Source organism: Salinigranum salinum, from assembly GCF_009176545.1.
Classification (GTDB): domain Archaea; phylum Halobacteriota; class Halobacteria; order Halobacteriales; family Haloferacaceae; genus Salinigranum; species Salinigranum salinum.
The window spans coordinates 227,618-249,430 of sequence record NZ_VTOJ01000002.1; the positions used below are offsets into that span (position 1 = coordinate 227,618).

23 protein-coding genes are annotated in these 21,813 nt (G+C 68.8%); 12 read left to right on the top strand and 11 right to left on the bottom strand.

What is annotated here, in order from left to right:
* Positions 1 to 83: 83 nt before the first annotated feature.
* The 3 genes from FZP69_RS12785 to FZP69_RS12795 all read right to left on the bottom strand — a co-directional run bounded on the left by FZP69_RS12785 (position 84) and on the right by FZP69_RS12795 (position 1,388).
* Positions 84 to 332 (bottom strand): hypothetical protein, encoded by a 249-nt coding sequence (locus FZP69_RS12785; protein ID WP_394350162.1) that lies wholly within the window; start codon positions 330 to 332, stop codon positions 84 to 86.
* The gene (locus FZP69_RS12790; protein ID WP_152041799.1) at positions 329 to 751 is read right to left on the bottom strand and encodes a nuclear transport factor 2 family protein; all 423 of its coding nucleotides are present in this window, start codon (positions 749 to 751) and stop codon (positions 329 to 331) included. Before FZP69_RS12790 ends, FZP69_RS12785 begins: the two co-directional genes overlap by 4 nt.
* Before the next feature lie 85 nt (positions 752 to 836).
* Complete coding sequence (locus tag FZP69_RS12795) at positions 837 to 1,388, bottom strand: hypothetical protein (protein ID WP_152041800.1); 552 nt, start codon at positions 1,386 to 1,388, stop codon at positions 837 to 839.
* A gap of 128 nt (positions 1,389 to 1,516) precedes the next feature.
* Here FZP69_RS12795 and FZP69_RS12800 point away from each other — a divergent pair, with 128 nt between their 5' ends.
* The 4 genes from FZP69_RS12800 to FZP69_RS12815 all read left to right on the top strand — a co-directional run bounded on the left by FZP69_RS12800 (position 1,517) and on the right by FZP69_RS12815 (position 6,127).
* Positions 1,517 to 2,134, top strand: coding sequence for a hypothetical protein (locus FZP69_RS12800; RefSeq protein ID WP_152041801.1), 618 nt, complete (start codon positions 1,517 to 1,519; stop codon positions 2,132 to 2,134).
* 61 nt (positions 2,135 to 2,195) lie between these two features.
* A complete protein-coding gene (locus FZP69_RS12805; RefSeq protein ID WP_152041802.1) occupies positions 2,196 to 2,792 on the top strand; it encodes a hypothetical protein in 597 nt (198 codons plus the stop codon).
* A 133-nt stretch (positions 2,793 to 2,925) separates the two neighbouring features.
* Positions 2,926 to 5,571: an AAA domain-containing protein gene (locus FZP69_RS12810; RefSeq protein ID WP_152041803.1), complete on the top strand. Its 2,646-nt coding sequence runs from the start codon at positions 2,926 to 2,928 to the stop codon at positions 5,569 to 5,571.
* Between the two features lie 139 nt (positions 5,572 to 5,710).
* A complete protein-coding gene (locus tag FZP69_RS12815; protein ID WP_152041804.1) occupies positions 5,711 to 6,127 on the top strand; it encodes a DUF4440 domain-containing protein in 417 nt (138 codons plus the stop codon).
* 49 nt (positions 6,128 to 6,176) lie between these two features.
* Here FZP69_RS12815 and FZP69_RS12820 read toward each other — a convergent pair whose 3' ends face one another.
* Positions 6,177 to 7,466 (bottom strand): hypothetical protein, encoded by a 1,290-nt coding sequence (locus tag FZP69_RS12820; RefSeq protein ID WP_152041805.1) that lies wholly within the window; start codon positions 7,464 to 7,466, stop codon positions 6,177 to 6,179.
* A 220-nt stretch (positions 7,467 to 7,686) separates the two neighbouring features.
* On the opposite strand from FZP69_RS12820, the gene FZP69_RS12825 reads away from it, so the two are divergent.
* Positions 7,687 to 7,869: a hypothetical protein gene (locus FZP69_RS12825; protein ID WP_152041806.1), complete on the top strand. Its 183-nt coding sequence runs from the start codon at positions 7,687 to 7,689 to the stop codon at positions 7,867 to 7,869.
* Between the two features lie 32 nt (positions 7,870 to 7,901).
* Here FZP69_RS12825 and FZP69_RS12830 read toward each other — a convergent pair whose 3' ends face one another.
* Positions 7,902 to 10,682: an ATP-dependent helicase gene (locus FZP69_RS12830; RefSeq protein WP_152041807.1), complete on the bottom strand. Its 2,781-nt coding sequence runs from the start codon at positions 10,680 to 10,682 to the stop codon at positions 7,902 to 7,904.
* Positions 10,683 to 10,841: 159 nt separating this feature from the next.
* Between FZP69_RS12830 and FZP69_RS12835 the strand changes: the two genes are divergently transcribed.
* Positions 10,842 to 11,645 (top strand): MBL fold metallo-hydrolase, encoded by an 804-nt coding sequence (locus tag FZP69_RS12835; protein WP_152041808.1) that lies wholly within the window; start codon positions 10,842 to 10,844, stop codon positions 11,643 to 11,645.
* Between the two features lie 54 nt (positions 11,646 to 11,699).
* On the opposite strand, the gene FZP69_RS12840 is transcribed toward FZP69_RS12835, so the two are convergent.
* The 4 genes from FZP69_RS12840 to FZP69_RS12855 are packed head-to-tail and all read right to left on the bottom strand — an operon-like array spanning position 11,700 to position 14,621.
* On the bottom strand, positions 11,700 to 12,449 hold the full coding sequence (locus FZP69_RS12840) for an isopentenyl phosphate kinase (RefSeq protein WP_152041809.1): 750 nt from the start codon (positions 12,447 to 12,449) through the stop codon (positions 11,700 to 11,702).
* Positions 12,446 to 13,507 carry a mevalonate kinase gene (gene mvk / locus FZP69_RS12845; RefSeq protein ID WP_152041810.1) on the bottom strand — a complete coding sequence of 354 codons (1,062 nt, stop codon included), beginning with the start codon at positions 13,505 to 13,507 and terminating at the stop codon, positions 12,446 to 12,448. The genes FZP69_RS12840 and mvk overlap by 4 nt, the downstream gene beginning before the upstream one ends.
* A gap of 54 nt (positions 13,508 to 13,561) precedes the next feature.
* Positions 13,562 to 14,287 (bottom strand): acetoacetate decarboxylase family protein, encoded by a 726-nt coding sequence (locus FZP69_RS12850; RefSeq protein WP_152041811.1) that lies wholly within the window; start codon positions 14,285 to 14,287, stop codon positions 13,562 to 13,564.
* A 4-nt stretch (positions 14,288 to 14,291) separates the two neighbouring features.
* Positions 14,292 to 14,621: a hypothetical protein gene (locus FZP69_RS12855; protein WP_152041812.1), complete on the bottom strand. Its 330-nt coding sequence runs from the start codon at positions 14,619 to 14,621 to the stop codon at positions 14,292 to 14,294.
* A 102-nt stretch (positions 14,622 to 14,723) separates the two neighbouring features.
* Between FZP69_RS12855 and FZP69_RS12860 the strand changes: the two genes are divergently transcribed.
* Positions 14,724 to 15,794 carry a M28 family peptidase gene (locus tag FZP69_RS12860; RefSeq protein ID WP_152041813.1) on the top strand — a complete coding sequence of 357 codons (1,071 nt, stop codon included), beginning with the start codon at positions 14,724 to 14,726 and terminating at the stop codon, positions 15,792 to 15,794.
* Positions 15,795 to 15,870: 76 nt separating this feature from the next.
* Here FZP69_RS12860 and FZP69_RS12865 read toward each other — a convergent pair whose 3' ends face one another.
* Positions 15,871 to 16,080: a hypothetical protein gene (locus tag FZP69_RS12865; protein ID WP_152041814.1), complete on the bottom strand. Its 210-nt coding sequence runs from the start codon at positions 16,078 to 16,080 to the stop codon at positions 15,871 to 15,873.
* 243 nt (positions 16,081 to 16,323) lie between these two features.
* Between FZP69_RS12865 and FZP69_RS12870 the strand changes: the two genes are divergently transcribed.
* From FZP69_RS12870 to FZP69_RS12880, 3 genes are all read left to right on the top strand, one after another.
* Positions 16,324 to 16,680 carry a PadR family transcriptional regulator gene (locus FZP69_RS12870; protein ID WP_204960017.1) on the top strand — a complete coding sequence of 119 codons (357 nt, stop codon included), beginning with the start codon at positions 16,324 to 16,326 and terminating at the stop codon, positions 16,678 to 16,680.
* Between the two features lie 167 nt (positions 16,681 to 16,847).
* Positions 16,848 to 17,336 (top strand): 50S ribosomal protein L11, encoded by a 489-nt coding sequence (locus tag FZP69_RS12875; RefSeq protein WP_152041815.1) that lies wholly within the window; start codon positions 16,848 to 16,850, stop codon positions 17,334 to 17,336.
* A gap of 417 nt (positions 17,337 to 17,753) precedes the next feature.
* Positions 17,754 to 18,284, top strand: a complete 531-nt coding sequence (locus FZP69_RS12880) for a pyridoxamine 5'-phosphate oxidase family protein (RefSeq protein WP_152041816.1) — start codon at positions 17,754 to 17,756, stop codon at positions 18,282 to 18,284.
* 119 nt (positions 18,285 to 18,403) lie between these two features.
* On the opposite strand, the gene tcuA is transcribed toward FZP69_RS12880, so the two are convergent.
* Positions 18,404 to 19,798 carry an FAD-dependent tricarballylate dehydrogenase TcuA gene (gene tcuA, locus FZP69_RS12885; protein WP_152041817.1) on the bottom strand — a complete coding sequence of 465 codons (1,395 nt, stop codon included), beginning with the start codon at positions 19,796 to 19,798 and terminating at the stop codon, positions 18,404 to 18,406.
* A 325-nt stretch (positions 19,799 to 20,123) separates the two neighbouring features.
* Here tcuA and FZP69_RS12890 point away from each other — a divergent pair, with 325 nt between their 5' ends.
* Both FZP69_RS12890 and FZP69_RS12895 read left to right on the top strand, forming a co-directional pair.
* Positions 20,124 to 20,762 carry a 50S ribosomal protein L1 gene (locus FZP69_RS12890; RefSeq protein WP_152041818.1) on the top strand — a complete coding sequence of 213 codons (639 nt, stop codon included), beginning with the start codon at positions 20,124 to 20,126 and terminating at the stop codon, positions 20,760 to 20,762.
* Positions 20,759 to 21,802, top strand: a complete 1,044-nt coding sequence (locus FZP69_RS12895; RefSeq protein ID WP_152041819.1) for a 50S ribosomal protein L10 — start codon at positions 20,759 to 20,761, stop codon at positions 21,800 to 21,802. Before FZP69_RS12890 ends, FZP69_RS12895 begins: the two co-directional genes overlap by 4 nt.
* Positions 21,803 to 21,813 lie beyond the last annotated feature (11 nt).

Consider the following 21,813-nt stretch of genomic DNA (forward strand, 5'->3'; position numbering starts at 1 on the left):
CTCGGGGGGCGTGCTCGATTCGGTGCGCCCGCTGGCGAACGCACGCGAGAGCCAAGATGATTGAAATCGGCGTCTGCGACCGTTTACCGCCGAAACCGGCTCCGGTTCGTCTCCCGCCGGAACTCCGCGGACCACCGGCGGAGCCACAGGAGGAGCAGGCCACCGAGGACGAGCGCCCCGACGACCGCGAGGCCGACCTGAGGGGTCGACGCGCCGACCTGGAGCGCGACGAGGCCGCCGGAGAGCCCGACGAGGACGACGAACCCGATCTGGAGGCGGAGGTTCGCGACGCGTCGTTCGTCGTCGGTGATGCTCGGCCCGACCATCGTCACGTCGCGTCCTCGTGCGGATCGGCCGCCGCGACAGCCCGGTCGCGCGGCGCGGAGACGTGCATGTCGACGAACAGCCACTCGCGATCCGCCCCCTCGCCGCGCGGTGTGAGCACGCCGCTCCACCGCGTCTCGAACGCGTACGTCGCGTCGTTTGCGACGTCCGTCCACGCGAGGTCGACGCGGTCGGTGAACCAGCCGTGGTCCGCGCGCTCCGTGACGCGGAGGTCGTGGCTGTCGACAGTCCAGTCGTCGGTCGTTCTGGTCTGTTCGCGGAGACCCTCCGAGACGGCGTCGGTACCGACGAGCCGGGAGAAGACGCCGACCTTGACGAGATCCGGTCGCTCCGCGAAGTACGGATACAGCGGCTCGCCGCGCCGGAGCGCCTCGTAGTAGTCGAGGACAGTGTCCCGAACGCTCATACGGGGTGAACGGGAGGGGAGGATTTGAAACCGGGTGGCCGTGTCCTCCGGGAGCGACTCGGTGAGTCCCGACACGCAGGGTGGCTCAGGCGAAGCCACGACCGATCTCGTCGTCCTCGACGAGATCGTCGAGTTCGGCGTCGAGCAGCTCCTCGGCCTCCTCGAACGTCGACGACAGTTCGTCCAGCCGTTCGGGCCGGTCGCTCAGTTCGTACTCCATCGGGCCGAACGCCGGACTCTCGATGGCGTCCATGAGGTCCTCGAAGAAGTCGTCCGGCGTGGTCGGTGCCTCGGCGTGGACGCGGACGGTCTCCTCGAGGCGTCTGGCCATCGTCTCAGCCTGGTCTTCGTCTTCAGGCGGGCGCTGGACGGCGAAGCGGCCACCCTCGTCGGGCGTCGGCAGCAGCGGTTCGATGTCCCCGTCGACTTTCCGCGCGACCTGCGTCCCGACACCTTTCACCTCGTAGGGGTTCTTCGCGTACGTCTTGAGCTGGTAGACGCCCTGCGTGGGGTGGCCGATGTAGAGGTCCTCACCCACGCCGCTTTGGCGCTGACCGGCCACCGCACGCCACCCCGACGGCTCGGTCGATTCGGACGACACCTCGGCGAGGATGTCCTTCCAGTCGCGGACGCGCATGGTTCGAAGTAGGAACCGTCCCACCTTAGCGTATCGGTCCGAGAGACCACGGCTATCCACCGGACAGGAGTATCACAGCCGAGAACGGCGGGGGGAGATTCATGAGCGTCCTCGTGGACGGTGACACGATGCCTGCCATTTCGATCACCGACGACCAGCGCGAACGCCTCCGCTGGCTCCAGCGACGGCTGGGCGAGGACGTCGACTACGGCCACGTCAGACCCCGCGACGCGCTCGAGTACCTGCTGGATCGTTTCGACGAGAGCGACGGCGTCGACGACGGGCTGGGGGAACCGAAAATCGCCGGAGAGACGGCTCACCCGGACGCCACGGGAGCCGACGAGACCCCCGAGTCGACACCATCGACTGTGGAAGAACAGACGACGTACGTCGTCGCCGGAGGCGGTGCGGTCGACGAGGCTCCCGGCTCCGGAGACGCGCTCGGGACCGACGACGCCGATGCGGTCGAAGCCACGGACGAGGACGACGCGGTCGACGAGGAGGAAGCCAGCACCGACGAGGCCACGGACGACGACGAGACGAACGAGAGCGGAGTGGACCGGGAGACGAGCGACGACGAGACCCGTCTGAACTCCATGATGAGTCTGCTGGCCGATCACGACGACAAGTGGCGCGAGACGAGCGGCGGGGAGGAGAAGTACGAGGTCGACCTCCCCGACGGGGGGACGGAACGAGCACGAACCAAGGACGACGTCCGGGCGATCCTGTTCAAACACCACCGATGAGCCGTCGAGTCGTCACCGTCGCACGCGGTGAGACGCCTCCCGTCGCGGAGCGTGGCGAACCGTGAGCACGGACCCCGGCGAACTGGCGGAGGAGTCGGCCAGTGAGGCGGAGTCGGGAGCGGCGACCGAGACGGTCGAGACGGCCGGGGAGAGTTCGCGCGGAGAGGCGGCTGGGGGGAGAGCGCGCGGAGAGACGGCCACGGATGGCGAGGACGTGCTCGCGGTCGACGCCGGGACCGAACGGGACGACGGCGGGTTCGTGTGGTGTACCGCGTCCGACGGGACGGAGCCGACGACAGAGGCGGCAACGGCCGAGACGACGGCGGCCGACGCCGCGGCGGAAGCGGTGGAGGCGGCCGACACGGGGCCTGCGGAGCCGACAGGGACGGCGGCGACGGACAGCGGGTTCGAGTGGTGCGATCCGACCGACGAGCCGGACGCCGAACCCACGGCGGCCGACAGTGCGGGTGAGGCGACGGTCGAGACCACGTCGGCGGACCCGACCGAAGAGGAGTTCGTCGTCCGGGGCGACCTCGTGACGACGACGAGATCGCCCGGCACCGACGACGAGGCAGTGGCGCTGTTGACCTCGCTCAGACGGCGTCCCGACGACGGTCGCTGGCGGCGGGCGGCGGCGGAACTCGGCGACGACGAGTGACCGTCGACGATGGCAGGTGACAGCCGGCGACGGTAGGTGACAGCCGTCCTCGCCGGCCGTCCACGGATCCGTCGACGACCGAGCGGAGGGACCGACGAGGAGGGTTTTTACTCGTCCGGAGCGTGGACCGTCCGTGAACATTCGCGGGCTCGTTCTCGACGTCGGCGACGTCCGGACCGTGAACACGCGCTACGGCGACCGTGACCTCGTCGAACTCACGATCCGGCCGGACGACCGCGACCCGGTCCGGGTGACGCTCTGGGGCAAGTGGACGGCGACGGCCGACCACGCCGAGCAGGGGATGACGCTGCTCGTCACCGAGGTGGAGACCGACGAGTTCCGTGGCGAGACGACGTACGCCACCTCCCGCGACTCGTACGTCGTCCTCGAACCTGACTTCCTCGTCGACGTGACCGACGTGCGCTCGTGGGTGCAGTGCCCCCGGATGTACTACCTGAACAAGCTCTCGGGGATCCCCCTGAACTACCCGGTGGTGAAGGGGACGATCGTCCACGAGGTGTTCGGCGACCTCCTGCGCGGGGTAGCGCTCGACGCGGCGGTCGAAGACCGCGTGGCCGAGGCGGGGCTCGAACTCGGCCTCCTCGGACGGGACGCCCGCGAGGTCGAAGACGAGGTGCGGCGCAACGCCGCGGCCATCGAGGGGTGGCTAGCGCAGGGGACCCTCTCCCAGGCCGACGAGTGGCGCTCGGAGTACACCCTCATCTCGCCGACGTTCGGGATGAAGGGGCGTGCCGACGCGATCCGGCGTGGCAGTCCCGTCGAGCTCAAGACCGGCAAGAACCTCAGGCGCGACCCGCGCTTTCAGGACAAGATCCAGGCCGCCTGTTACGCGCTGATGCTCGGCGAGGCGGGAGACGTGCCCGACACGGGGACGCTGCTGTACACGAAGAACACGGCGCTCGAGCGTGTCGACGAGAGCGGCGACCTCTCGCCCGCGAAGGACTTCTCCATCGGCAAGGGGCTCCTGGAGTACGTCGTCCGCACCCGGAACGAGATCGCCGCGATGGAGTTTTCGACGGAGGTCCCGACGGGATACGAGGCGGACGCGAAGTGCGAGTACTGCTTCGAGCAGGACACCTGCATGGTCGTCTCCGGCCGGCTCGACCAGGAGTCGAAGGCCGGGCAGATCGGCACGGCGATCCCCACGGACGAACGCGAGTACTTCCAGCGCGTGTACGAGGACGTCGAGGCCGAGCGCCGCGCCACCCACGCCGAGTACCGCAAGCTGTGGGAACAGTCCGCCGAAGAGCGGGCGGCCGACGATCGCGCGCTGATCGATCTCGAACCGCTCGGACGCGCGGAACGAGCGAACGGACGGTGGGAACTCCGCGCGCGGAAGCCCGCCGACGCGGTCTCGAAGCTCCGCGCCGGCGACGTCGCGCTCGCCTCCGACGGCGACCCCGTGACGGGCCACGCCGAACTCTGCCGCATCGAACAGCTCGACCGCGAGGTCGTCGTCACGACCGACGAGCCGGTCGACCTCCGGCGGCTGGACGTCTACCCCTCCGAGATCACCGTCTCGCGGCTGCTCACGGCGCTCCACGACGCGCTCCTCAAGGGCGACGACCGCCGGAAGGACGTCCTGTTCGGTCGGGCCGAACCCGCGTTTTCGAACGCGGCACGAACGTACATCGACAACAACCCCGCCCAGAACGCGGCAGTGAACCGGGCGGTGAACGCCGACGACTGCGCGCTCGTCCACGGCCCGCCCGGGACGGGCAAGACGTACACCATCGCCCGGACGGTCCGCGCGCTGGTCGAGCGCGGCGACCGGGTCCTGCTCGCCGCGTTCACCAACCGCGCGGTCGACAACGCCCTCGACGCGCTCCGCGACCAGGGGTTCGAGGACGCCATCCGCGTCGGCAGCGAGACCGGCGTCCGCGACGACATGCACGACCTCCGGCTGGACGAGCGTGGCGACCCGACGGAACTCGCGAGCGCGTTCCGCGAGGCACCGGTGGTCGCCGCGACCACCGCCGCCTGCGGGTCGCGCGTCCTCCGCGAACAGGCGTTCGACGTCGCGCTCGTCGACGAGGCCTCCCAGCTGACCGAGCCGGGCACGCTCGCGGCGATCAACCTCGCCGAACGGTTCGTCCTCGTCGGCGATCACCAACAGTTGCCACCGGTCGTCCGGGCGGACACCGAGCTACGGACGTCGCTGTTCGAGCGGCTCGTCGGCCTGTACCCCGACGCGTCGGTGATGCTCGACCGGCAGTACCGGATGGCACAGCGGATCCAGGCCTTCTCCTCGCGGGAGTTCTACGACGGCCAGCTCCGTCCCGCCTCGGGCGAGGTGGCCGCCCAGCGGCTCTCTGACCTCCCCGGGGTCGATGCCGCCCGCCTCCCCCCGGAGCTGCAGGACGGCGTCTCGTTCGTCGATCCGGACGGTCGTCGCGAGGGCAACGCCAACCCGGTCGAGGCCGACCGGGTCGCCGAGGTGGTCGCAGCGCTCCGCGACGCCGGCGTCGCACCCGAGGACATCGGCGTCATCGCGCCGTTCCGCGCACAGGTCGCCGAGATCAGCAGACGAGTCGACGTGACGGTCGACACCGTCGACCGGTTCCAGGGCTCCGCGAAGGAGGTGATCGTCGTCTCGTTCGTCGCCACGGGGGAGATGGACGGTCCGATCTTCGACGACCACCGACGCGTGAACGTCGCGCTGACGCGGGCACGGAAGGCGCTCGTCCTCGTCGGTGACACGGCGGCGCTCTCGTCGGAGCCGTTCTACGCCCGGATGCTCGACTGGGCACGCCGGTAGAGAACGGAGAGGTCGGAACGACGACGGGGAGGTCGGAGCGATGACGGGTGGATCGGAACGATGACGCGGGGTCGGAACGACGACGGGGAGATCGGAACGATGACCGGGAGATCAAGAGTGACGACCGCGTTGGAACCGTATGACCGACCGTTCGCTGGCCGACCGGTGTGGGGCCGAAATCGACGAACTGCACGCCTTCTTCGAGCTCTGGTTCGGCGGTGAACTCCCCGAGACGCGTGCGGAGCTGGCGCGGTTCGCCGACGTCCTCGCGGACGACTTCCGGATGATACAGCCGTCGGGACTGACGCGGACGCGCGAGGGAATCACGACCGACGTCTTCGACGCTCACGCGGCCCACGACGACGTCAGGATCGAGGTCTCGACGTTCGAACCACGGCACGTCGGCACCGAGACGTGTCTCGGGACGTACGAGGAGTGGCAAACCGTCGGGGAGGACCGGACCGGACGGATCTCCACCGTACTGTTCCGCCAGACATCCGGAACGCCGAACGGCGTCGAGTGGGTCCACCTCCACGAGACGTGGCTCGACGGCTGACGGGTATCGAGAGAATCGGAGGTGAGGACGGCAGGGATGTCGCCGACGGCTACGTCGCCGTCCGGCGGATCCGTTCGTGGATCTCCGACTTCATCTCCTCGCGGTCCCTGACGGAGGCGGCGCGTCCGGAGACCAGTTCGAGGAGGTCGTACTCCGCGAGCAGGCCCCTCGTCGTCTCGCCGTCGAGGTCGAGCTGACGCTGGACGTCGTAGAGAGTGTTCGCGGTCTCGACTGCCGACTTCAGCTCCGTCGCGGTGAGCCCTCCAGGGAGGTCGAGTTCGGGGAGGCGCTCTGCGACTTGCTCGGGGTCGTCGCCGTCGTCGGCAGCGTCACCCGTGCCGTCCGCGTCGGATGGGTCGGCTGGCTCGCTGGCTTCGTCCACGTCGGCCGGCTGGGAGCCGGTCGTACCGTGGGTCCGTTCTGCGGTCCCATCGGTCTGCTCGACGGTTCCGTTGGTTCGTTCTGCGGTCCCATCGGTGTGTTCCGCGGTCCCGTTGGTCCGCTCGACGGTTCCATCGACCGATCCGTTCGTCACGGCGTCCGCTGGATCGCTATCGTCGACGTCGATGGGGGGAGTCGTACTCGTGCTCGGACCCTCGGGTTCGTGGATGCCGTGACGGATCATCTGTTTACGGACCGCCTGCGCCCCGACGTCGACGCCGAGCGCGTCGGTCATCTCGGCGAACGTATCGTACTTCTCGTACACCTCCGCCAGCGCCTCGGGGTTCTGGTGGACCGCTCCCTGTGCGTCGGGTTCGATGAGTTCCGAGAGGGAGTGACCCTTGGTCCGGTGGATCTTCATGCCACGCTCGCTCTCGAACGTGCGGTCACAACCCGGGTGCGTGCAGACGACGACGCCGTCCGTGTCGTCCCGATCGTGATCCGAAGCGTCGTCGGCCGTGTCGTCCGCGTCGGCCGTGTCGTCCGCGTCGGCGTCTGGGTCGTGATCCACAGCGTCGTCGGCCGCGTCGCTGCCGACCGTGTCGGTCGACTCGGCGTCTTCAGTGCTCGATTCGGTCGCCGCCGTGCTCGTGTCGGCGGCGGTCCCAGTGTCCTCGCTGGAGCCGCCCGCCTGCCCGTCGACCGCGTCTTCGGACGAGGCCGTCGCCCCGCGTGCGGTCGACCGTTCACGCTCGTCGCTCGCGGGGTCATCGTCGACGACCAGCCGATCGAGCGAGGACGACTCCGGCAGTTCGAGCTTCAGCTGGACTGCGAACCGGTCGGAGGCCGAGTCTTGGCCGTTGCCGTCGACCGGGGCAGCTTCGCGGACGGCGATCCCCTGCGACTCTAGCGCGTCGATGAGTGTTGCGAGTTGCCGATACTCATCGCTAAGTGACATGTGTCGTAACTCCCTCTCCCTGTGAATGGGTGATATTCGGTCGATAATAAGCTTTCTGCGATTGCATATAAGCGCTCGGCACCGAGACTCATCGACGATAACAACCCCTCCCCGCCGCTATGGATCGGTCCCGAGACGACCCAAGACGGGTCGTCGTGAGCGCGGTCGTTCCGCGTGAACACCGGGAAGTTGATACAGCCCTCGGCCGAACGCGGGTGGCATGGGACTCAGATCGACTTGGCGGGACAGCCAGCAGGTCCGTCGCGGCGTGATCGGAGCCATCTCGGGGGCGGTCGCGGGTATCACCGCCGCGAGCCTCGAGGGGGGGATCCTCCAGCGGTACGGTGTCGCGATTTTCATCGGCATCGTCGTCTTCATCGCGCTGCTGCTCCTGGTCGAGTGACCGTCCCTCGACGACGCGTCGAACGGGTGCTGTCAGGCGTCGACGTCGAGGTCGAGGTCGCGATCGCGATCGACGGGCGGTTCGTCGTCGATCGCCGCGAGCACCCGGTCGTGGAACTCCCGGAGCACCTGGTTCTCGTCCTCGGCGAGCACCACGTCGCTCGCCATGAGCGTCGCGAGCCCGAACGCCCGCGGTGACGGCGTGTCGGCGTCGCGGACCGCGACCGTCACGTCGCCCCGCTGGACGGCCGCGAGCACCTCCCTGATGCCGGCGACGTTCAGTTTGTCCTCGAGGATCTCGCGGTAGGTCTCCTCCATCACCGCGAACGACTCCAGCCCCTGGGCGAACGACAGCAGCATCTCGCTCGAGACCTGCTGCTGGGCGGCGCTCTTCTCGTACCCCTTGTAGCGCTTGAGGATCATCAGCGACCGCGTGGCGTTGATCCGGAAGTAGCGTTTCAGGAGGTCCGTGCCGGCCAGGGCGGCGCGGAGGTCCCCGGCCACTGCCTCCGGATCGAGGCTCTCGAGGATTCCCGCGACGTCGACCTTCCGGTTGAGCGGCATCGACACCGTGAAGCCGTTGTCGGCGACCGACACCTGGACGTTGGCGTTCGCCCGCCGGGAGCAGTGGTACGCCACGAGGCGGGAGAGCCCGTCGTTGAACCGCCGCCCGTACAGGGAGTGGACGTGGAAGTGGCGGCGGTAGTCGCCACGGTCTTTCACCTCTTCGACCGCCAGCCGACGGTCGGTCGAGACCGAGTCGACGCCGGCGTATCTGAGCTGTTCGTCGAACATTCGGGTGACCGCGCGGACGGAGTTCTCGTCGAGCGGGAACGTGCGGAGCCACTCGCGGACGGCGGGTCGGTCGCCGCGCTCGAACCGGTCGAGCAGATCGCCCTGGAACGCCGCGATCTCGCGGCCGAGGTCGTACGACAGCGGGAGCCGTTCGGAGAACCACGACGGCACCGTGGGCCGCTTCGACGTCGGATCGACGTACACCTTCGCCCCCCGTCGGTATTTGAACTCGTAGTTGTCGCCGCCGAGGACGAACACGTCGCCTTTCTCCAGCGTGTCGAGGTAGTTCTCGTCGAGATCGCCCACCCACTCGTTGCTCCCGCGAGTGACGACGTCGCACGTGAACGAGTCGGGGATCGTGCCCAGGTTCGTCATGTAGATGACGCGGGCCATCTTCCCCCGTTTGCCGACCAGCGGCTCGCCGACCGGGAACTCCGCGTAGTGGTGCTCGCCCGCGGGCGAATCGTTGGTGTCGCGCCACACCTTCGCGTAGACGTTCTTCTCCTCGAGTCCGTCGTAGTCGGCGGTCAGATACCGCATCAGCCGTTCCCACTCCGGTTCCGAGAAGTCCCGGTAGGGGTACGCTCGGCGGAGCGTCGCCTTGACGTCCGCCTCACGCCGCACCCCGTTGATCGCCATGCCGTACACGTGCTGTGCGGCCACGTCCTGGGCGTTCTCCGGGACGAAGACGCGGTCGACGAACCCCTCGGTGGCCTTCTGGAGCATGACGGCGCACTCGACGAGTTCGTCCCGGTCGAGCGCGATGACGCGGCCCTCGACGGTCTGTCCCAGGCGGTGTCCCGCCCGGCCGACGCGCTGGAGCAGGCTCGCGACGGACTTCGGCGAGCCGACCTGTACCACGAGATCGACGTGCGGCATGTCGATCCCGAGCTCCAAGCTGGTCGAGGTGGTCACGACGTCCAGTTCGCCGGCTTTGAGCCGTGCCTCGACCCGCTGGCGGCGCTCTTTCGAGAGCGACCCGTGGTGACAGCCGGAGTTCTCCTCGTCGTACCCTGCGTACCGCTCGCGGAGGTTGTGTAGCACCCGCTCCGCGCCCGAACGGGTGTTGGTGAACACCAGCGTGTTGGTGTGGCTCGAGACGAGGTCGTGGAGGCGGTCGTAGAAGCGGTCGTGGACCTCACCCGGCGGTGTGTCGATGAGGTCGTCGGTGGGACACTCCAGCTGGAGGTCCTGTTCCCGGACGAACCGGGTGTCGACGATCTCGTACTCCCGCGGCCCGTCGTCGTCGCGTCCCACGAGGAACTCGGCCATCGTCGTGAGCGGTTCGACGGTGGCCGAACAGCCGATGCGCGTGGGCGACGTCTCGACCATGTCTTCGAGCCGTTCGAGCGACACCGACAGATGCGTCCCCCGCTTGTTCTCCGCGAGCGAGTGGATCTCGTCGACGACGACGTACTCCACGGTCCGGAGTTTCTCCTTGAACTTCGGCGAGTTGAGCAGGATCGCCAGCGTCTCCGGCGTCGTGTTGAGGATGTGTGGCGTCACCTCGAGCATCCGCTGGCGCTCCGACGAGGGGGTGTCGCCGTGACGGATCGCGTGGCGGATCTCGCACGACTCGCCGCGGGCGTCCATCCGCTCGGAGATCCCCTCCAACGGTTCGGTGAGGTTCCGGTGGATGTCGTTCGCCAGCGACTTCAGCGGCGAGACGTAGAGGCAGTACACCGAGTTGTCGAGCCCTCCAGAACGCTCGCGGTCCCGCCTGAACAGTTCGTTGATGATGGCGGTGAACGACGCGAGCGTCTTGCCCGACCCCGTCGGCGCGCAGATGAGCGCGTGCTGTCGGTCGTGGACGTGGGGGATCGCCCCGCGCTGTGGCGGGGTGAAGAAGCCGCCGTTCTGGGGGACGAACGAGCCGAACTGGTCGACCCACCACTCGCGGACGGGCGGTTCCAACAGCGAGAGCACGTCCTCGTCGACGACGTCGACGGCGTCGGGGTCGAAGTCGAGGTCGGCGTCGCGGAGGAGCGCCCGACCGTGATCGTCCCCGGGGTGACTCATTGTCGAGTCGTAGGACCGGACGTGTAAGTGGGTTGTGGGCCGCCCTCGGCGAGTCACGCGCGGCGTGAATCGAGCCGATGGTGTGTGGTGTGATCGAGCCGATGCGTGCTCTCGACGACTATCCAGAACGCCTTTCGTTCACCCTCACGGACGAAGCGTATGCGCGTCACCTTCCTCGGGACCGGCAGCGCGATGCCGACGCCGGATCGGGTCCAGACCGGCATCCTCGTCGAGTCCGACGCGGCGGTCGACGGCGGCGGCGGTGACGGCAGTGACGGCAGTGACGACGGTGGCGGCGACGCCGCTGGTCGCCCGCGCCGACTCCTCCTCGACTGCGGGAGCGGCGTCCTCACCCGGCTCTCGGCAACGGACGCGGGCTACGAGTCCGTCTCGACCGTCCTCCTGACGCACCACCACCTCGACCACGTCGCCGACCTGCTCCCCCTGTTGAAGGCGCGGTGGCTCGCGGGCGAGGAGTTCCTGGAAGTGGTCGGTCCCGTCGGGACGAAGGCGCTCGTCGACGGGCTGCTCGACGTCCACGACTATCTCCGAGAGCGCATCGACCTCCGGATCCGCGAGGTCGGGGCCGAGTCGTTCGAGGTGGCGGGGTTCGAGGTCGAGGGGTACGAGACCCGCCACTCGATGATGTGCCTCGCCTACCGCTTCGGCGACGAGTTCGTCTTCAGCGGCGACAGCGAGGCCTTCCGGGGACTGGCGAACTTCGCCGCGGGCGCGAGCGTGCTCGCCCACGACTGTTCGTTCCCCGACGAGGTCGACGTCTCGAACCATCCGACGCCGACACAGCTGGGCGAGGCGCTGTCGGGAACCGACGTCGGCCGGGTCTACCTCACACATCTCTACCCGCACACGCGCGGCAAGCACTCGGAGATGCTGCGGAGCGTACGGAAGGGGTTCGCGGGCGACGTCCGAATGGCGAAAGACGGCCTGCGGGTCGACATCTGAGCCGGGCCGTCGTCGCGGACGCGAGACGCCGGTCTGACGCGAGGGCGGGTCGGCTTACCCGGTCTCGCCACCGTCGACCCGCGTGCCGACGTCCCGGCCCACGAGGAACGACTCCAGTTCGGCCGGTCCGAAGACGAACGCTGGCGCGCCGAGTTCCAAGAGGGATCGGACCTTCGCGGCCATCCCGCCGGTGACGTCCGTCGCCGCCGAGCCGCCGAGGACGCTCTCGACGTCGGCGAACGACTCGATCCGGGGGATCACCTCGCCCGCCTCGTCCAGCACGCCGGGGACGGTCGAGCACATCCCGACGCGGTCGGCGTCGAGCCCCCGCGCGAGCGACGTCACGAGTTCGTCGCCGGAGACGACCGTCGTTCCCGCGCCGGCGTGCGCGACGAGGTCGCCGTGGAGCACGGGGACGAACCCTTCTCCGAGGAGCGTCTCGACCGACGCGAAGGGAAACGACAGCGCGCCCGCGTCGTCGCGTGCACAGAGCGACAGCGGGTGGACCGGTACGGCGGGGACGCTCCGGGCGAGCAGAGCGTCGACGACCCGACGGTTGAGCTGCGTCATGGCGCCGTGGACGTCGGCGACGGCTTCGGGGTCGTGCGTCCCCTCGGTGGTCGACACGCCGTGGTTCGCGGCGTGGTAGTGGCCGAACGAGCCGCCGCCGTGGACGACCACGAGGTCCGCGACGGCGGCGTCGACGATGGCATCGGCCGTCCCCGCGAGGGCGGCCTCGTCGACGCTCTCGGGCTCGTCCTTCTCCGTGACGACGCTCCCGCCGAGTTTGAGGACGGTCGTCATCGACTGCTCTCGCTCTCGTCCCCGCGGTCGGCCGTGTCCCCGGATCCGGTCTCGACGCGCACGCCGTCTGTCGCGAGTTCGGCCCGGAAGGCGTCCTCGCAGTCGGGGGTGAAGCGCAGCGCCGTCCGGGATTCCGGCGTCGGGTCCAGGGCGACGATACAGCCGCCGCCGCCCGCACCCGTGAGCTTCGCGCCGTGTGCGCCAGCGTCGCGGGCGGCCCACACCATCGCGTCCAGCGAGCGCGAGGAGACACCGAGCGCCTCGAGGAGGCCGTGGTCGAAGTTCATGAGTCGGCCGAGTTCGCCGAGGAGCGTCTCGGAGGGCGGCGCGTCGGGGTCGGCCTCGCGGAGGAGCGTCGCGCCACACCGCACGATGTCGCCGATGGTCGCGACCGTGTCGGCGGCGAAGCCGTACTCCTCTCTGAGCCGACGGACGCCGGCGACGAGCTCGCCCGTGTCGCCCGCGCCGCCGTCGAAGCCGACGACGAACGGGAGCGAGGGGGTGTCGATGGTCCGGCAGTCGTCGCCCTCGACGCGGACGGCTCCGCCCATCGTCGAGCAGAACGTGTCGGCGCGGGAGGCCTGTCCGTCCTGTACCTCGTGCTCCGCACGGAAGGCGCGGTCAGCCAGCTCTTCGGGAGGGAGGGGTCGACCGAGTTCGCGCGTCGCGGCGTCGATACCGGCGACGACGACCGCAGCCGACGACCCCAGCCCCGCCCCCAGCGGGATGTCGCTCTCGACCACGATGTCGAAGCCGGCGTCGGGCGCGTCGGCGGCGTCGCGCGCCTGGTCGACCGCGGCGTCGACGTAGCCCATCGCGGCCTCCACGAGCGGCCGCGGAACGTCGACGTCCGGTCGGTCGTCTGTCGTGCCCGTGTACTCGACGGTGAACCCGTCCAGGCTCAGGTCCCGTGCCTGGACGCGTACGTGGTCGTCGGCTCGCTCCTCGACGTCGACCCGTGCCCGGCGTTCGATCGCACAGGGCACCGCCGGTTCGCCGTAGACGACGGCGTGCTCCCCGAACAGGTACACCTTGCCCGGGGCGCTCGAAACGGTCATACGCCGGCATCGCGGGCGGCGTACAAAAAGAGTGTCCGATGTCTCCGCCCGCAGTCACGCTCGCGCGACGGGTTCGGGCGGGTGGAACGTCGCCACCGCGTGCGACGCGACGAACTGGGCGTACACGTGCGGGTCGAGGCCGAGGTCGCGGAGGACCGCGGCGTACCGGCCCCGACCGCGGGCGAGTTCGACGCCCGCACCCGTACGCGCGACACGAACTTCGGCGTCGACGTCGGTCGGCACGCGGACGAGTCGATCGTCGCGGTACGCGAAGGCGGTGAGACGCTGGCGAACGCGACGGGCGCTGGCGTCGCCGACGTCGACCGACAGCGCCACGTCCGGGCTGCCGTCGGCGTCGACCGACACCGCGAACGTGCGCGGGGTGGCCTCGATCTCGACGTCGGTGACGGACTTGGGGAACCCCCACACCTCGTCGCCCAGCGCGCGAGCGGGCTCCGTCGTGACGGGGAGGTCGACGACGTAGCCACCGAGCCCCGCGAGCGACGTGGGGAGCCCGCCGACGCCGTCGCTGGCGACGGGGACGACGACCGCCATCTCGGGGTAGGGCTCGAGCGAGCCGACCGAGTGGTAGTCGATGCCGACGACCGCGACCGCACCCCGGTTCGCGCCGGTCCGCAGCGGCGTCAGGTCCGGCGGGAGCGTCGCGCGAAGCGGTCCCCAGTCGGCCGCGAAGACGCAGCCACCCATGCGAGCACGGCAGAGGAGCGGCAACGTGACGTCGTGACCGGTCGAGAGTCGGTGCTCGGCGTCCGTCCCCATCCGTTCAGTGCTCGGCTTCCTCTCCCTCGTGCTCCGTGAGGTCGTCCAGTTCGGCGATCTCGAGTTCGGCGTCGCCGCCGCGGAGCTTCCGGATCGCGAACGCGAGGACGGCGAGGAGGATCAGGCCGACGACCAGACCGGCGGGGCCGACGCCACCCGACGAGTCGGCGGCGGACTCGTCCGCGTCGTCGGTTCGTCCCTCGTCGCTCTCGACGTACTCTTCGAGTTCCTCGTACTCCTCGTCGCCGGAGCGGCCGATGGCGGGGGCGGTGTTCGTCGCGCTGAACTCCATACCGTCGTGGACGTGCAACTCGAACAGTGTGAACTTGTCCATGCCGAATAGACGACGAGGAGCGGCATCAACGTTGTGACGACTTCGGCCGACCAGCGCGGACGAGAGCAACGCTTATTCCGGCTCCGTCCCGCGGTGACGCGCATGGACGACGCAGCACGAACGTTCCTCGACGATCTGTTGAGTACGCACAGCCCGTCGGGGTTCGAGAGCCGTGGACAGCGGGTGTGGCTCGACGCCGTCACCCCGGTGGCCGACAGCGTGTGGACGGACGCGTACGGTAACGCCGTCGCGGCCGTCGAGGGGACCGGGGACGGGCCACGGCTCGCGTTCACCGGCCACGTCGACGAGATCGGCTTCATCGTCCGCGACGTCACGGACGACGGCTTCCTCCGGATCGGCCCCATCGGCGGCGCGGACCGGACCGTCTCGAAGGGCCAGCACGTGACGGTCCACGCCGACGGCGGGGATCGGACCGTCCCGGGCGTCGTCGGACAGGCAGCGATCCACCTCCGCGACCAGGGGTCGGAGGAGTACGAGGACCTCGAGGCCCAGTTCGTCGACGTGGGCGCAGACGGGGAGGCAGAAGCTCGGTCGCTTGTCGAGGTGGGCGACCCCGTGACGTTCTCGAGCGGGGTGCGAGACCTCCACGGCACGCGGCTGGCCGGTCGTGGCATCGACAACCGCGTCGGGGTCTGGGTCGCCGCCGAGGCGCTCCGTCGGGTCGCCGAATCGCCCGTCGAGGCGACGGTGTACGCCGTCTCGACGGTCCAGGAGGAGGTCGGTCTGCAGGGGGCGCGGATGGTGGGCTACGACCTCGACCCGGACGCCGTCGTGGCGCTCGATGTGACCCACGCGACGGACACGCCGGCCGTCTCGGGACAGCACGAGGGCCCCGTCGCGCTCGGCGGTGGCCCGGTGATCTCTCGCGGGAGCACCAACCACCCGGTGCTCGTCGACCTGTTGCGCGAGACGGCCGCGGCCACGGGAGTCGACGTCCAGCTGCAGGCGACCGGGAGCAGGACCGGGACCGACGCGGACGCGTTCTACACGTCGCGCGCGGGCGTCCCGTCGGTGAACGTGGGCATCCCGAACCGGTACATGCACACGCCCGTCGAGGTGGTCGACACCGACGACCTCGACGCGGCGGTAACGCTCCTCATCGAGGTGGCGGCCGCCGTCGGCACGGACGACGACTTCGCAGTCGAGCTCTGACCGGCGCGTCGACCGACAGCGCAGGCCAGGGAGTCGGTTTTACGGTCGACCGTGGAGTGGTTCCACGGACTCGTCGTTATCCGGCTCGTCGACTGGTTCTGGCGTCGGTGGCGAAGCCGAGCCAGACGCCGAGCCCGCAGGCGACGAGCAGCAAGTACGGAGGGAGCAGCACGAAACTCAAAATCGAGAGTTCGAGCGGCGACATCACCTCGTACCAGAGACAGGCACCGAACACCGAACAGGCGAGTAGCACGGCAGCGATCGATCCGAAATTGAACGCACGCACGGACAGTGGTCCGGGTCGTAGTCGGACAGTCCCCATTGTCGTCCGTCCCCGCGAGGAGTGAAGACAAGTAGCTCACCCTCTGGCTCTCAAAGGCGATACTGTAACGCTCCGTGCCGTCGGCCGACGACGCTCGGTGGTCGGCTCTCGTCGGCGACCGTCGCGTGTGGCTCGACGGCGACGAGCGGACGAACGGCGGGAGCCGAGAGAGCCACACCTTTGAGCACCACCGACGAATCGCAGTCCATGCGGTGGCTCCAGAGCGGGCTCCGGCGCGACATCTGCGTCATCGTCGCCGGCCTCGACGACCCGACCGGCCAGCAGGCGAAGGCGGCGCTCGAGCGACATTACGACGACCGGGTTCGGCCGAAGACGTTCCACGGCGCGCTCGAAGCGCTCGTCGATAGCGGCTTCCTCTCGCGGACGCAGGACGGCCTCGCCGACCGCTACGCGCTGACCGACGCGGGGCGGCGACGGCTCCTCGACCACCACGCGTGGGTCGAGTCGACGCTCCACGGCGACGGCGGGGACGAGAACGAGCCCCGGGCCGACCACGGCGACGAGAAGGACGGTGATGTCGGACACGACGTCGAGACGACGTAGCCGGGCGGCGCGTCGCGCCGAGGGGCGGCGTTCCGTGGGCGTGGCAGGACCCGGTCGGCGAACGGATCGGTGACCGCCCCGACAGGGTGCAGAACGCCGTGTTTCGGCCTCACACGGGGCCGACGGGAAAGAAAACCGTTAAAGGTCGCTGGAGGGTCCAAACAGACATGGCCGGAACTATCGAAGTGCTCGTGCCCGGCGGCGAGGCCAACCCTGGCCCACCGCTCGGTCCCGAGCTCGGACCGACGCCCGTCAACGTCCAGGACGTCGTGAGCCAGATCAACGAAGAGACCGCCGCGTTCGACGGCATGGAGGTCCCCGTCACCGTCGAGTACGACGACGACGGCTCGTTCACGATCGAAGTCGGCGTGCCGCCGACGGCGGCACTCATCAAGGACGAGGCCGGCTTCGACACGGGCTCCGGCGAGCCCCAGAAGGAGTTCGTCGCCGACCTCTCCGTCGACCAGGTGAAGAAGATCGCGAAGCAGAAGCAGTCGGACCTGCTCTCGTACGACCTGAAGAACGCCGCGAAGGAGGTCGTCGGTACCTGTACCTCCCTGGGTGTCACCATCGAGGGGAACGACCCCCGCGAGTTCAAAGAGCGGCTCGACAGCGGCGAGTACGACGAGATGTTCGCCGAGGAAGCGACGGCGTAAGCCGTCGATGACGAGGCGAACGCTCGGAGACGAGTGACACGATTCTCCGGTGTGTTCGTCGCCGAAGCGGAAGCGTAGGCGACGGACGCTCGAAAACGATCGCGGCGAGTTTTCGGTGTGTTCGTCGAGAACCCAGTGGCGTGGGCCGTCGGTGGCAGGACGGACGCTCGAAGGTGAGCGACGCGAGTGTGGGTGCGTCCGTCGAGCGAACCACGGGGATGGCGTCGACCGTCCGAGGGGCCGACCAGCGGCTGGGGCGGTTCGCGGCCACGAACTGCCTCCCTGCGACGTACGACACTCGTCGGTCGGAACGCCGGGTCGATCCGTCTCGAGAGCGACGACCACCCGATACGGCCGGTTCCCAGCCACTGAGAAGTAGTGAGAGTATTGAACAGTTCAGGCGAGATACATAGTGGTATGACGACAGAGCCGTTCGGACAGTGGAAGGGGACAGAGATGAACGAGAGCGACGTCGACGAACTGCTGAACTCGGCCGGGTGGGGCGTACTCTCGCTCGCCAGGGACGGCGAACCGTACAGCGTTCCAATCTCGTTCGGATACGACGGCGAGCGCGTCTTCTTCGCGTTCGTCAGGGCCAGCCCGCCGAACACGAAGTTCGACTTCATCGAGGATGGGGCGATGGCGCGTCTGCTCGTGACGGACGTCAGGGACACGTACGACTGGCAGTCGGTCGCCGTGACGGGTCCCGTCCGCGCAGTCAGGCGACGCGAGGACCTCGGTGGCGAGGACCTAGTGTCGGAGATCGACGACAGGCCCGACCGACAGACGGAGCGCGGTCGCGACTGGGCAGTGTTACTGGACGCGCTCGACGAGAACGAGTGGTTCTCCTCGGAGTACGAGCGCGCCGCACCCGTATCGGAACTCCAGGGCTGGTGGCTCGACCCCGACGAGATCCGCGGCGTCGAGGTCCGGACCGACGCCGAGTGACCGCTCCGTAGCCGACGCTCGCGTGAGACCGGCTCGGGCTCGCTGGTCGAACGGGTCGGTAAGAGGCGTCGCGGCGGCGGAGTCGAACGGAGCGCCTCCCGGCGGTCTCCGCTCGCTGGCTACGACTCGATGTCCCGAACGGCGGTTTCGGCCGCGATCTTGCCGTAGACGGCCGCGTTGGTCAGCCCGGTTCCACCCGGGTAGTTGTTGTAGAAGAGCCCACCAGTGCTGTTGCCGGCGGCGTACAGGCGGGGGATCGGCTCGTCGCGGGTGTCGAGCACCTCGGCGTCGGGGCTGATCGCGACGCCGCCGAAGCCGAACGTCATCCCGCCGGTCACCGGGTAGCCGGTGTACGGCGGGTCGTCGAGAGGGAGCGCCCAGTTCGACTTCCGAGGATCGATACCTGTCGTGCGGTTCCCGTCGAGCCGGTTCGGGTCGAACTCGCCGGGGTCACAGGCCGCGTTGAACGCCTCGATCGTCTCGACGGTCGCGTCGACGTTCTCGATGTCGAGCCGCTGTGCGAGCGAGCGGATCGAGTCGCCCGTGATGGGTCTGGACGGCCCCATGTGCGCGACCTCGTCGACGACCGTGCTGTCGACGACGATGAACGCCTCGTGGTACGGCTGCTCGAAGATGCGCCGGCCGAACTTGGCGTACGTCTGTGCCCGGGAGTCCTCCCCCTCGTCGACGAACCGTTCGCCGTCGTGGTTGACGATGACGCCGTACTGGTAGCCGTCGATACGGGTGATGCCCCCCTCGACGTCGGGGGAGCCGGTGTCGATGATAGCCATGTGCGCGTCGCCCCACTCGCCGTCCGTCTTCGCACCGACGTCGACCGTCGCCTCGACCGCCTCGCCCGTGTTGTACCGGCTTCCCCGGACCTTCATGTTGCCGTACCCCGGGCCGTAGTAGCGCGTCCGCTTTTCGGTGCTGGAGCCGTAGTCGCCCGCGGCGAGGACGACCGCCTCGCCGGTGAAGCGGGTCAGTACACCGTCGACGCGGGCTTCCACGCCCGTGACGACGCCCGTGTCGTCTCGGACGATCTCGCGCGCCTCCGTCTTGTAGTGGATCGTCGCGTCCCTGTCGTCGAGGATCCCGACGAGTTCGTCGACGAAGTCCTCGCCGTGGAGCCACACGCGGCCGGCCGTGTAGCCGGAGTGAGGCGCCTGGTACTCCCAGTCGATCCCGTGGCCGGTCAACCACTCGAACGTCTCCGCCGAGCGGTTGGCGACGCGCTCGGCACGGTCCTCGTCGGCGCGGTAGTTGGTCACCTTCATGATGTCCAGATAAAAGTCCGACGCGGAGTAGTCGTCGACGTCGAACTCGACGTCGAGGTCGATCTCCGCGGTCGGGATGCGGAACGATTCGGTGAACCGTGTGTGGCCGCCACGGTGTTTCTCCGGGGACTTCTCGAGGACGCAGACCGACTTCCCCAGCTCGGTGGCACGGAGCGCCGCCGCGAGCCCGGCCATCCCGCAACCGACGATCACGATGTCGTGTGTTTCTTCGTTCATGGTCGTGGTGGGTGCAGGAGTGAGTCACCCCCGTCCGCCGACGAAATCCGCCCTCGCCAGTTGGGAGTCTGACACTCGCGGGTGGGGTATCGTCGATCATCGATTATAAAGTATCGCTCGTCATCACCGACCCTGCCGAATATCGAATTGGATATCCGGGTGGCATTGAGACTGGCTATCACGCCCGAAACCCCCGAAATCGACGGTTTCGTGCGCTTCCGCTTCGACGGGTTTAAGTCTCGCATCCACGTCGTTCCGATGAGACAGGCACCGCCTGTGTCACTGACCCGTAGGAGCAGCATCCTGCGTACTACGGAGGTGAATAATGGCAGACACGATAGTCGAAGCAGTCTCACGCGCACTGGATGAGGCCCCGCCTCGCAACTTCCGCGAGACCGTGGACCTCGCCATCAACCTGCGCGACCTAGACCTCAACGATCCAGCGAACCGCGTCGACGAGAGCGTCGTCCTCCCTGCCGGGACCGGACAGGACACCACGATCGTGGTGTTCGCGTCCGGCGAGACGGCGCTGCGCGCCGAAGACGTCGCCGACCAGGTGCTCTCGGGGGACGACCTCGAAGAGCTCGGTGACGACTCCGACGCCGCGAAGGACCTCGCCAACGAGACGGACTTCTTCGTTGCCGAGGCGTCGATGATGCAAGATATTGGCCGGTACCTCGGGACCGTCCTCGGGCCGCGCGGCAAGATGCCGACGCCGCTGCAGCCCGACGACGACGTCGTCGAGACCGTCAACCGGATGAAGAACACGGTGCAACTGCGCTCTCGTGACCGACGGACGTTCCACACCCGCGTGGGTGCACAGGACATGTCCGCCGACGAGATCGCGGAGAACATCGACGTCATCATCCGACGGCTCGAGGCGAACCTCGAGAAGGGACCACTCAACATCGACGGCATCTACGTCAAGACGACGATGGGGCCGTCCGTGGAGGTGCCCGCATGAGCTCCGAAGCGCGCAAGACCGAGACCATCCCGCAGTGGAAGCGCGAAGAGGTCGACGAGCTCGTCGAGTTCGTCGACTCCTACCAGTCCGTCGGGGTGGTCCGCGTGACGGGCATCCCCTCGCGACAGCTCCAGAACATGCGCCGGGACCTCCACGGCACGGCCGCCGTGCGGATGTCTCGCAACACGCTGATGGAGCGCGCGCTGGCCGAGGTCGACGACGGCCTCGAGACGCTGAGCGACTACCTCGCCGGCGAGGTGGCGCTCATCGGGACGGACGACAACCCGTTCGGCCTGTTCAAGGAGCTGGAGGCGTCGAAGACGCCAGCGCCGATCAACGCGGGCGAGGTCGCCCCGAACGAGATCGTCATCCCCGAAGGTGACACGGGGGTCGACCCCGGACCGTTCGTCGGCGAACTCCAGCAGGTCGGCGCCGCCGCGCGCATCATGGACGGCTCGATCCACGTGACCGAGGACTCTACGGTGCTGGAGGAGGGCGAGGTCGTCTCCGCCGAGCTGGCGAACGTCCTCTCCGAACTCGGCATCGAGCCGAAGGAGGTCGGCCTCGACCTCCGTGCGGTGTTCTCCGAGGGCGTCCTGTTCGAGCCGGACGAGCTCGCCATCGACGTCGACGAGTACCGCGCCGACATCGAGAGCGCGGCCGCCGCCGGGCGGAACCTCTCGGTCAACGCGGCGTACCCCACGTCGAGAACGGTCGGCACGCTCCTGGCGAAGGCCGCCGGCGAGGCCAAATCGGTGGGGCTACAGGCCGCCATCGAGGACGAGGAGCTCATGCCGGACCTGATCCGGCGCGCCGACTCGCAGTTGCGGGCGCTCGCGGCGCTCGTCGACGACGAGGAGGCGCTCCCGGAGGAGCTGCGCGGTGCGGCCGCCCCCGAACCGGCGGCCGAACCCGACGAATCGACTGACGAAGACGAAGACGACGCGGATACGGAGGCGGACGCCGAGGCCGAGGCCGACGAAGACGTCGACGACGACGACGACGACGGCGCGGACGGTCTCGGTGCGATGTTCGGATAACGAGAACACGA

What these genes read in the sequence shown, in the direction of transcription:
- FZP69_RS12790 (WP_152041799.1), bottom strand. Translation starts at nt 751, where the DNA reads ATGAGCGTTCGGGACACTGTCCTCGACTACTACGAGGCGCTCCGGCGC.
- FZP69_RS12795 (WP_152041800.1), bottom strand. Translation starts at nt 1,388, where the DNA reads ATGCGCGTCCGCGACTGGAAGGACATCCTCGCCGAGGTGTCGTCCGAA.
- FZP69_RS12800 (WP_152041801.1), top strand. Translation starts at nt 1,517, where the DNA reads ATGCCTGCCATTTCGATCACCGACGACCAGCGCGAACGCCTCCGCTGG.
- FZP69_RS12815 (WP_152041804.1), top strand. Translation starts at nt 5,711, where the DNA reads ATGACCGACCGTTCGCTGGCCGACCGGTGTGGGGCCGAAATCGACGAA.
- FZP69_RS12820 (WP_152041805.1), bottom strand. Translation starts at nt 7,466, where the DNA reads ATGTCACTTAGCGATGAGTATCGGCAACTCGCAACACTCATCGACGCG.
- FZP69_RS12825 (WP_152041806.1), top strand. Translation starts at nt 7,687, where the DNA reads ATGGGACTCAGATCGACTTGGCGGGACAGCCAGCAGGTCCGTCGCGGC.
- FZP69_RS12830 (WP_152041807.1), bottom strand. Translation starts at nt 10,682, where the DNA reads ATGAGTCACCCCGGGGACGATCACGGTCGGGCGCTCCTCCGCGACGCC.
- FZP69_RS12835 (WP_152041808.1), top strand. Translation starts at nt 10,842, where the DNA reads ATGCGCGTCACCTTCCTCGGGACCGGCAGCGCGATGCCGACGCCGGAT.
- FZP69_RS12840 (WP_152041809.1), bottom strand. Translation starts at nt 12,449, where the DNA reads ATGACGACCGTCCTCAAACTCGGCGGGAGCGTCGTCACGGAGAAGGAC.
- mvk (WP_152041810.1), bottom strand. Translation starts at nt 13,507, where the DNA reads ATGACCGTTTCGAGCGCCCCGGGCAAGGTGTACCTGTTCGGGGAGCAC.
- FZP69_RS12850 (WP_152041811.1), bottom strand. Translation starts at nt 14,287, where the DNA reads ATGGGGACGGACGCCGAGCACCGACTCTCGACCGGTCACGACGTCACG.
- FZP69_RS12855 (WP_152041812.1), bottom strand. Translation starts at nt 14,621, where the DNA reads ATGGACAAGTTCACACTGTTCGAGTTGCACGTCCACGACGGTATGGAG.
- FZP69_RS12860 (WP_152041813.1), top strand. Translation starts at nt 14,724, where the DNA reads ATGGACGACGCAGCACGAACGTTCCTCGACGATCTGTTGAGTACGCAC.
- FZP69_RS12870 (WP_204960017.1), top strand. Translation starts at nt 16,324, where the DNA reads ATGCGGTGGCTCCAGAGCGGGCTCCGGCGCGACATCTGCGTCATCGTC.
- FZP69_RS12875 (WP_152041815.1), top strand. Translation starts at nt 16,848, where the DNA reads ATGGCCGGAACTATCGAAGTGCTCGTGCCCGGCGGCGAGGCCAACCCT.
- FZP69_RS12880 (WP_152041816.1), top strand. Translation starts at nt 17,754, where the DNA reads ATGACGACAGAGCCGTTCGGACAGTGGAAGGGGACAGAGATGAACGAG.
- tcuA (WP_152041817.1), bottom strand. Translation starts at nt 19,798, where the DNA reads ATGAACGAAGAAACACACGACATCGTGATCGTCGGTTGCGGGATGGCC.
- FZP69_RS12890 (WP_152041818.1), top strand. Translation starts at nt 20,124, where the DNA reads ATGGCAGACACGATAGTCGAAGCAGTCTCACGCGCACTGGATGAGGCC.
- FZP69_RS12895 (WP_152041819.1), top strand. Translation starts at nt 20,759, where the DNA reads ATGAGCTCCGAAGCGCGCAAGACCGAGACCATCCCGCAGTGGAAGCGC.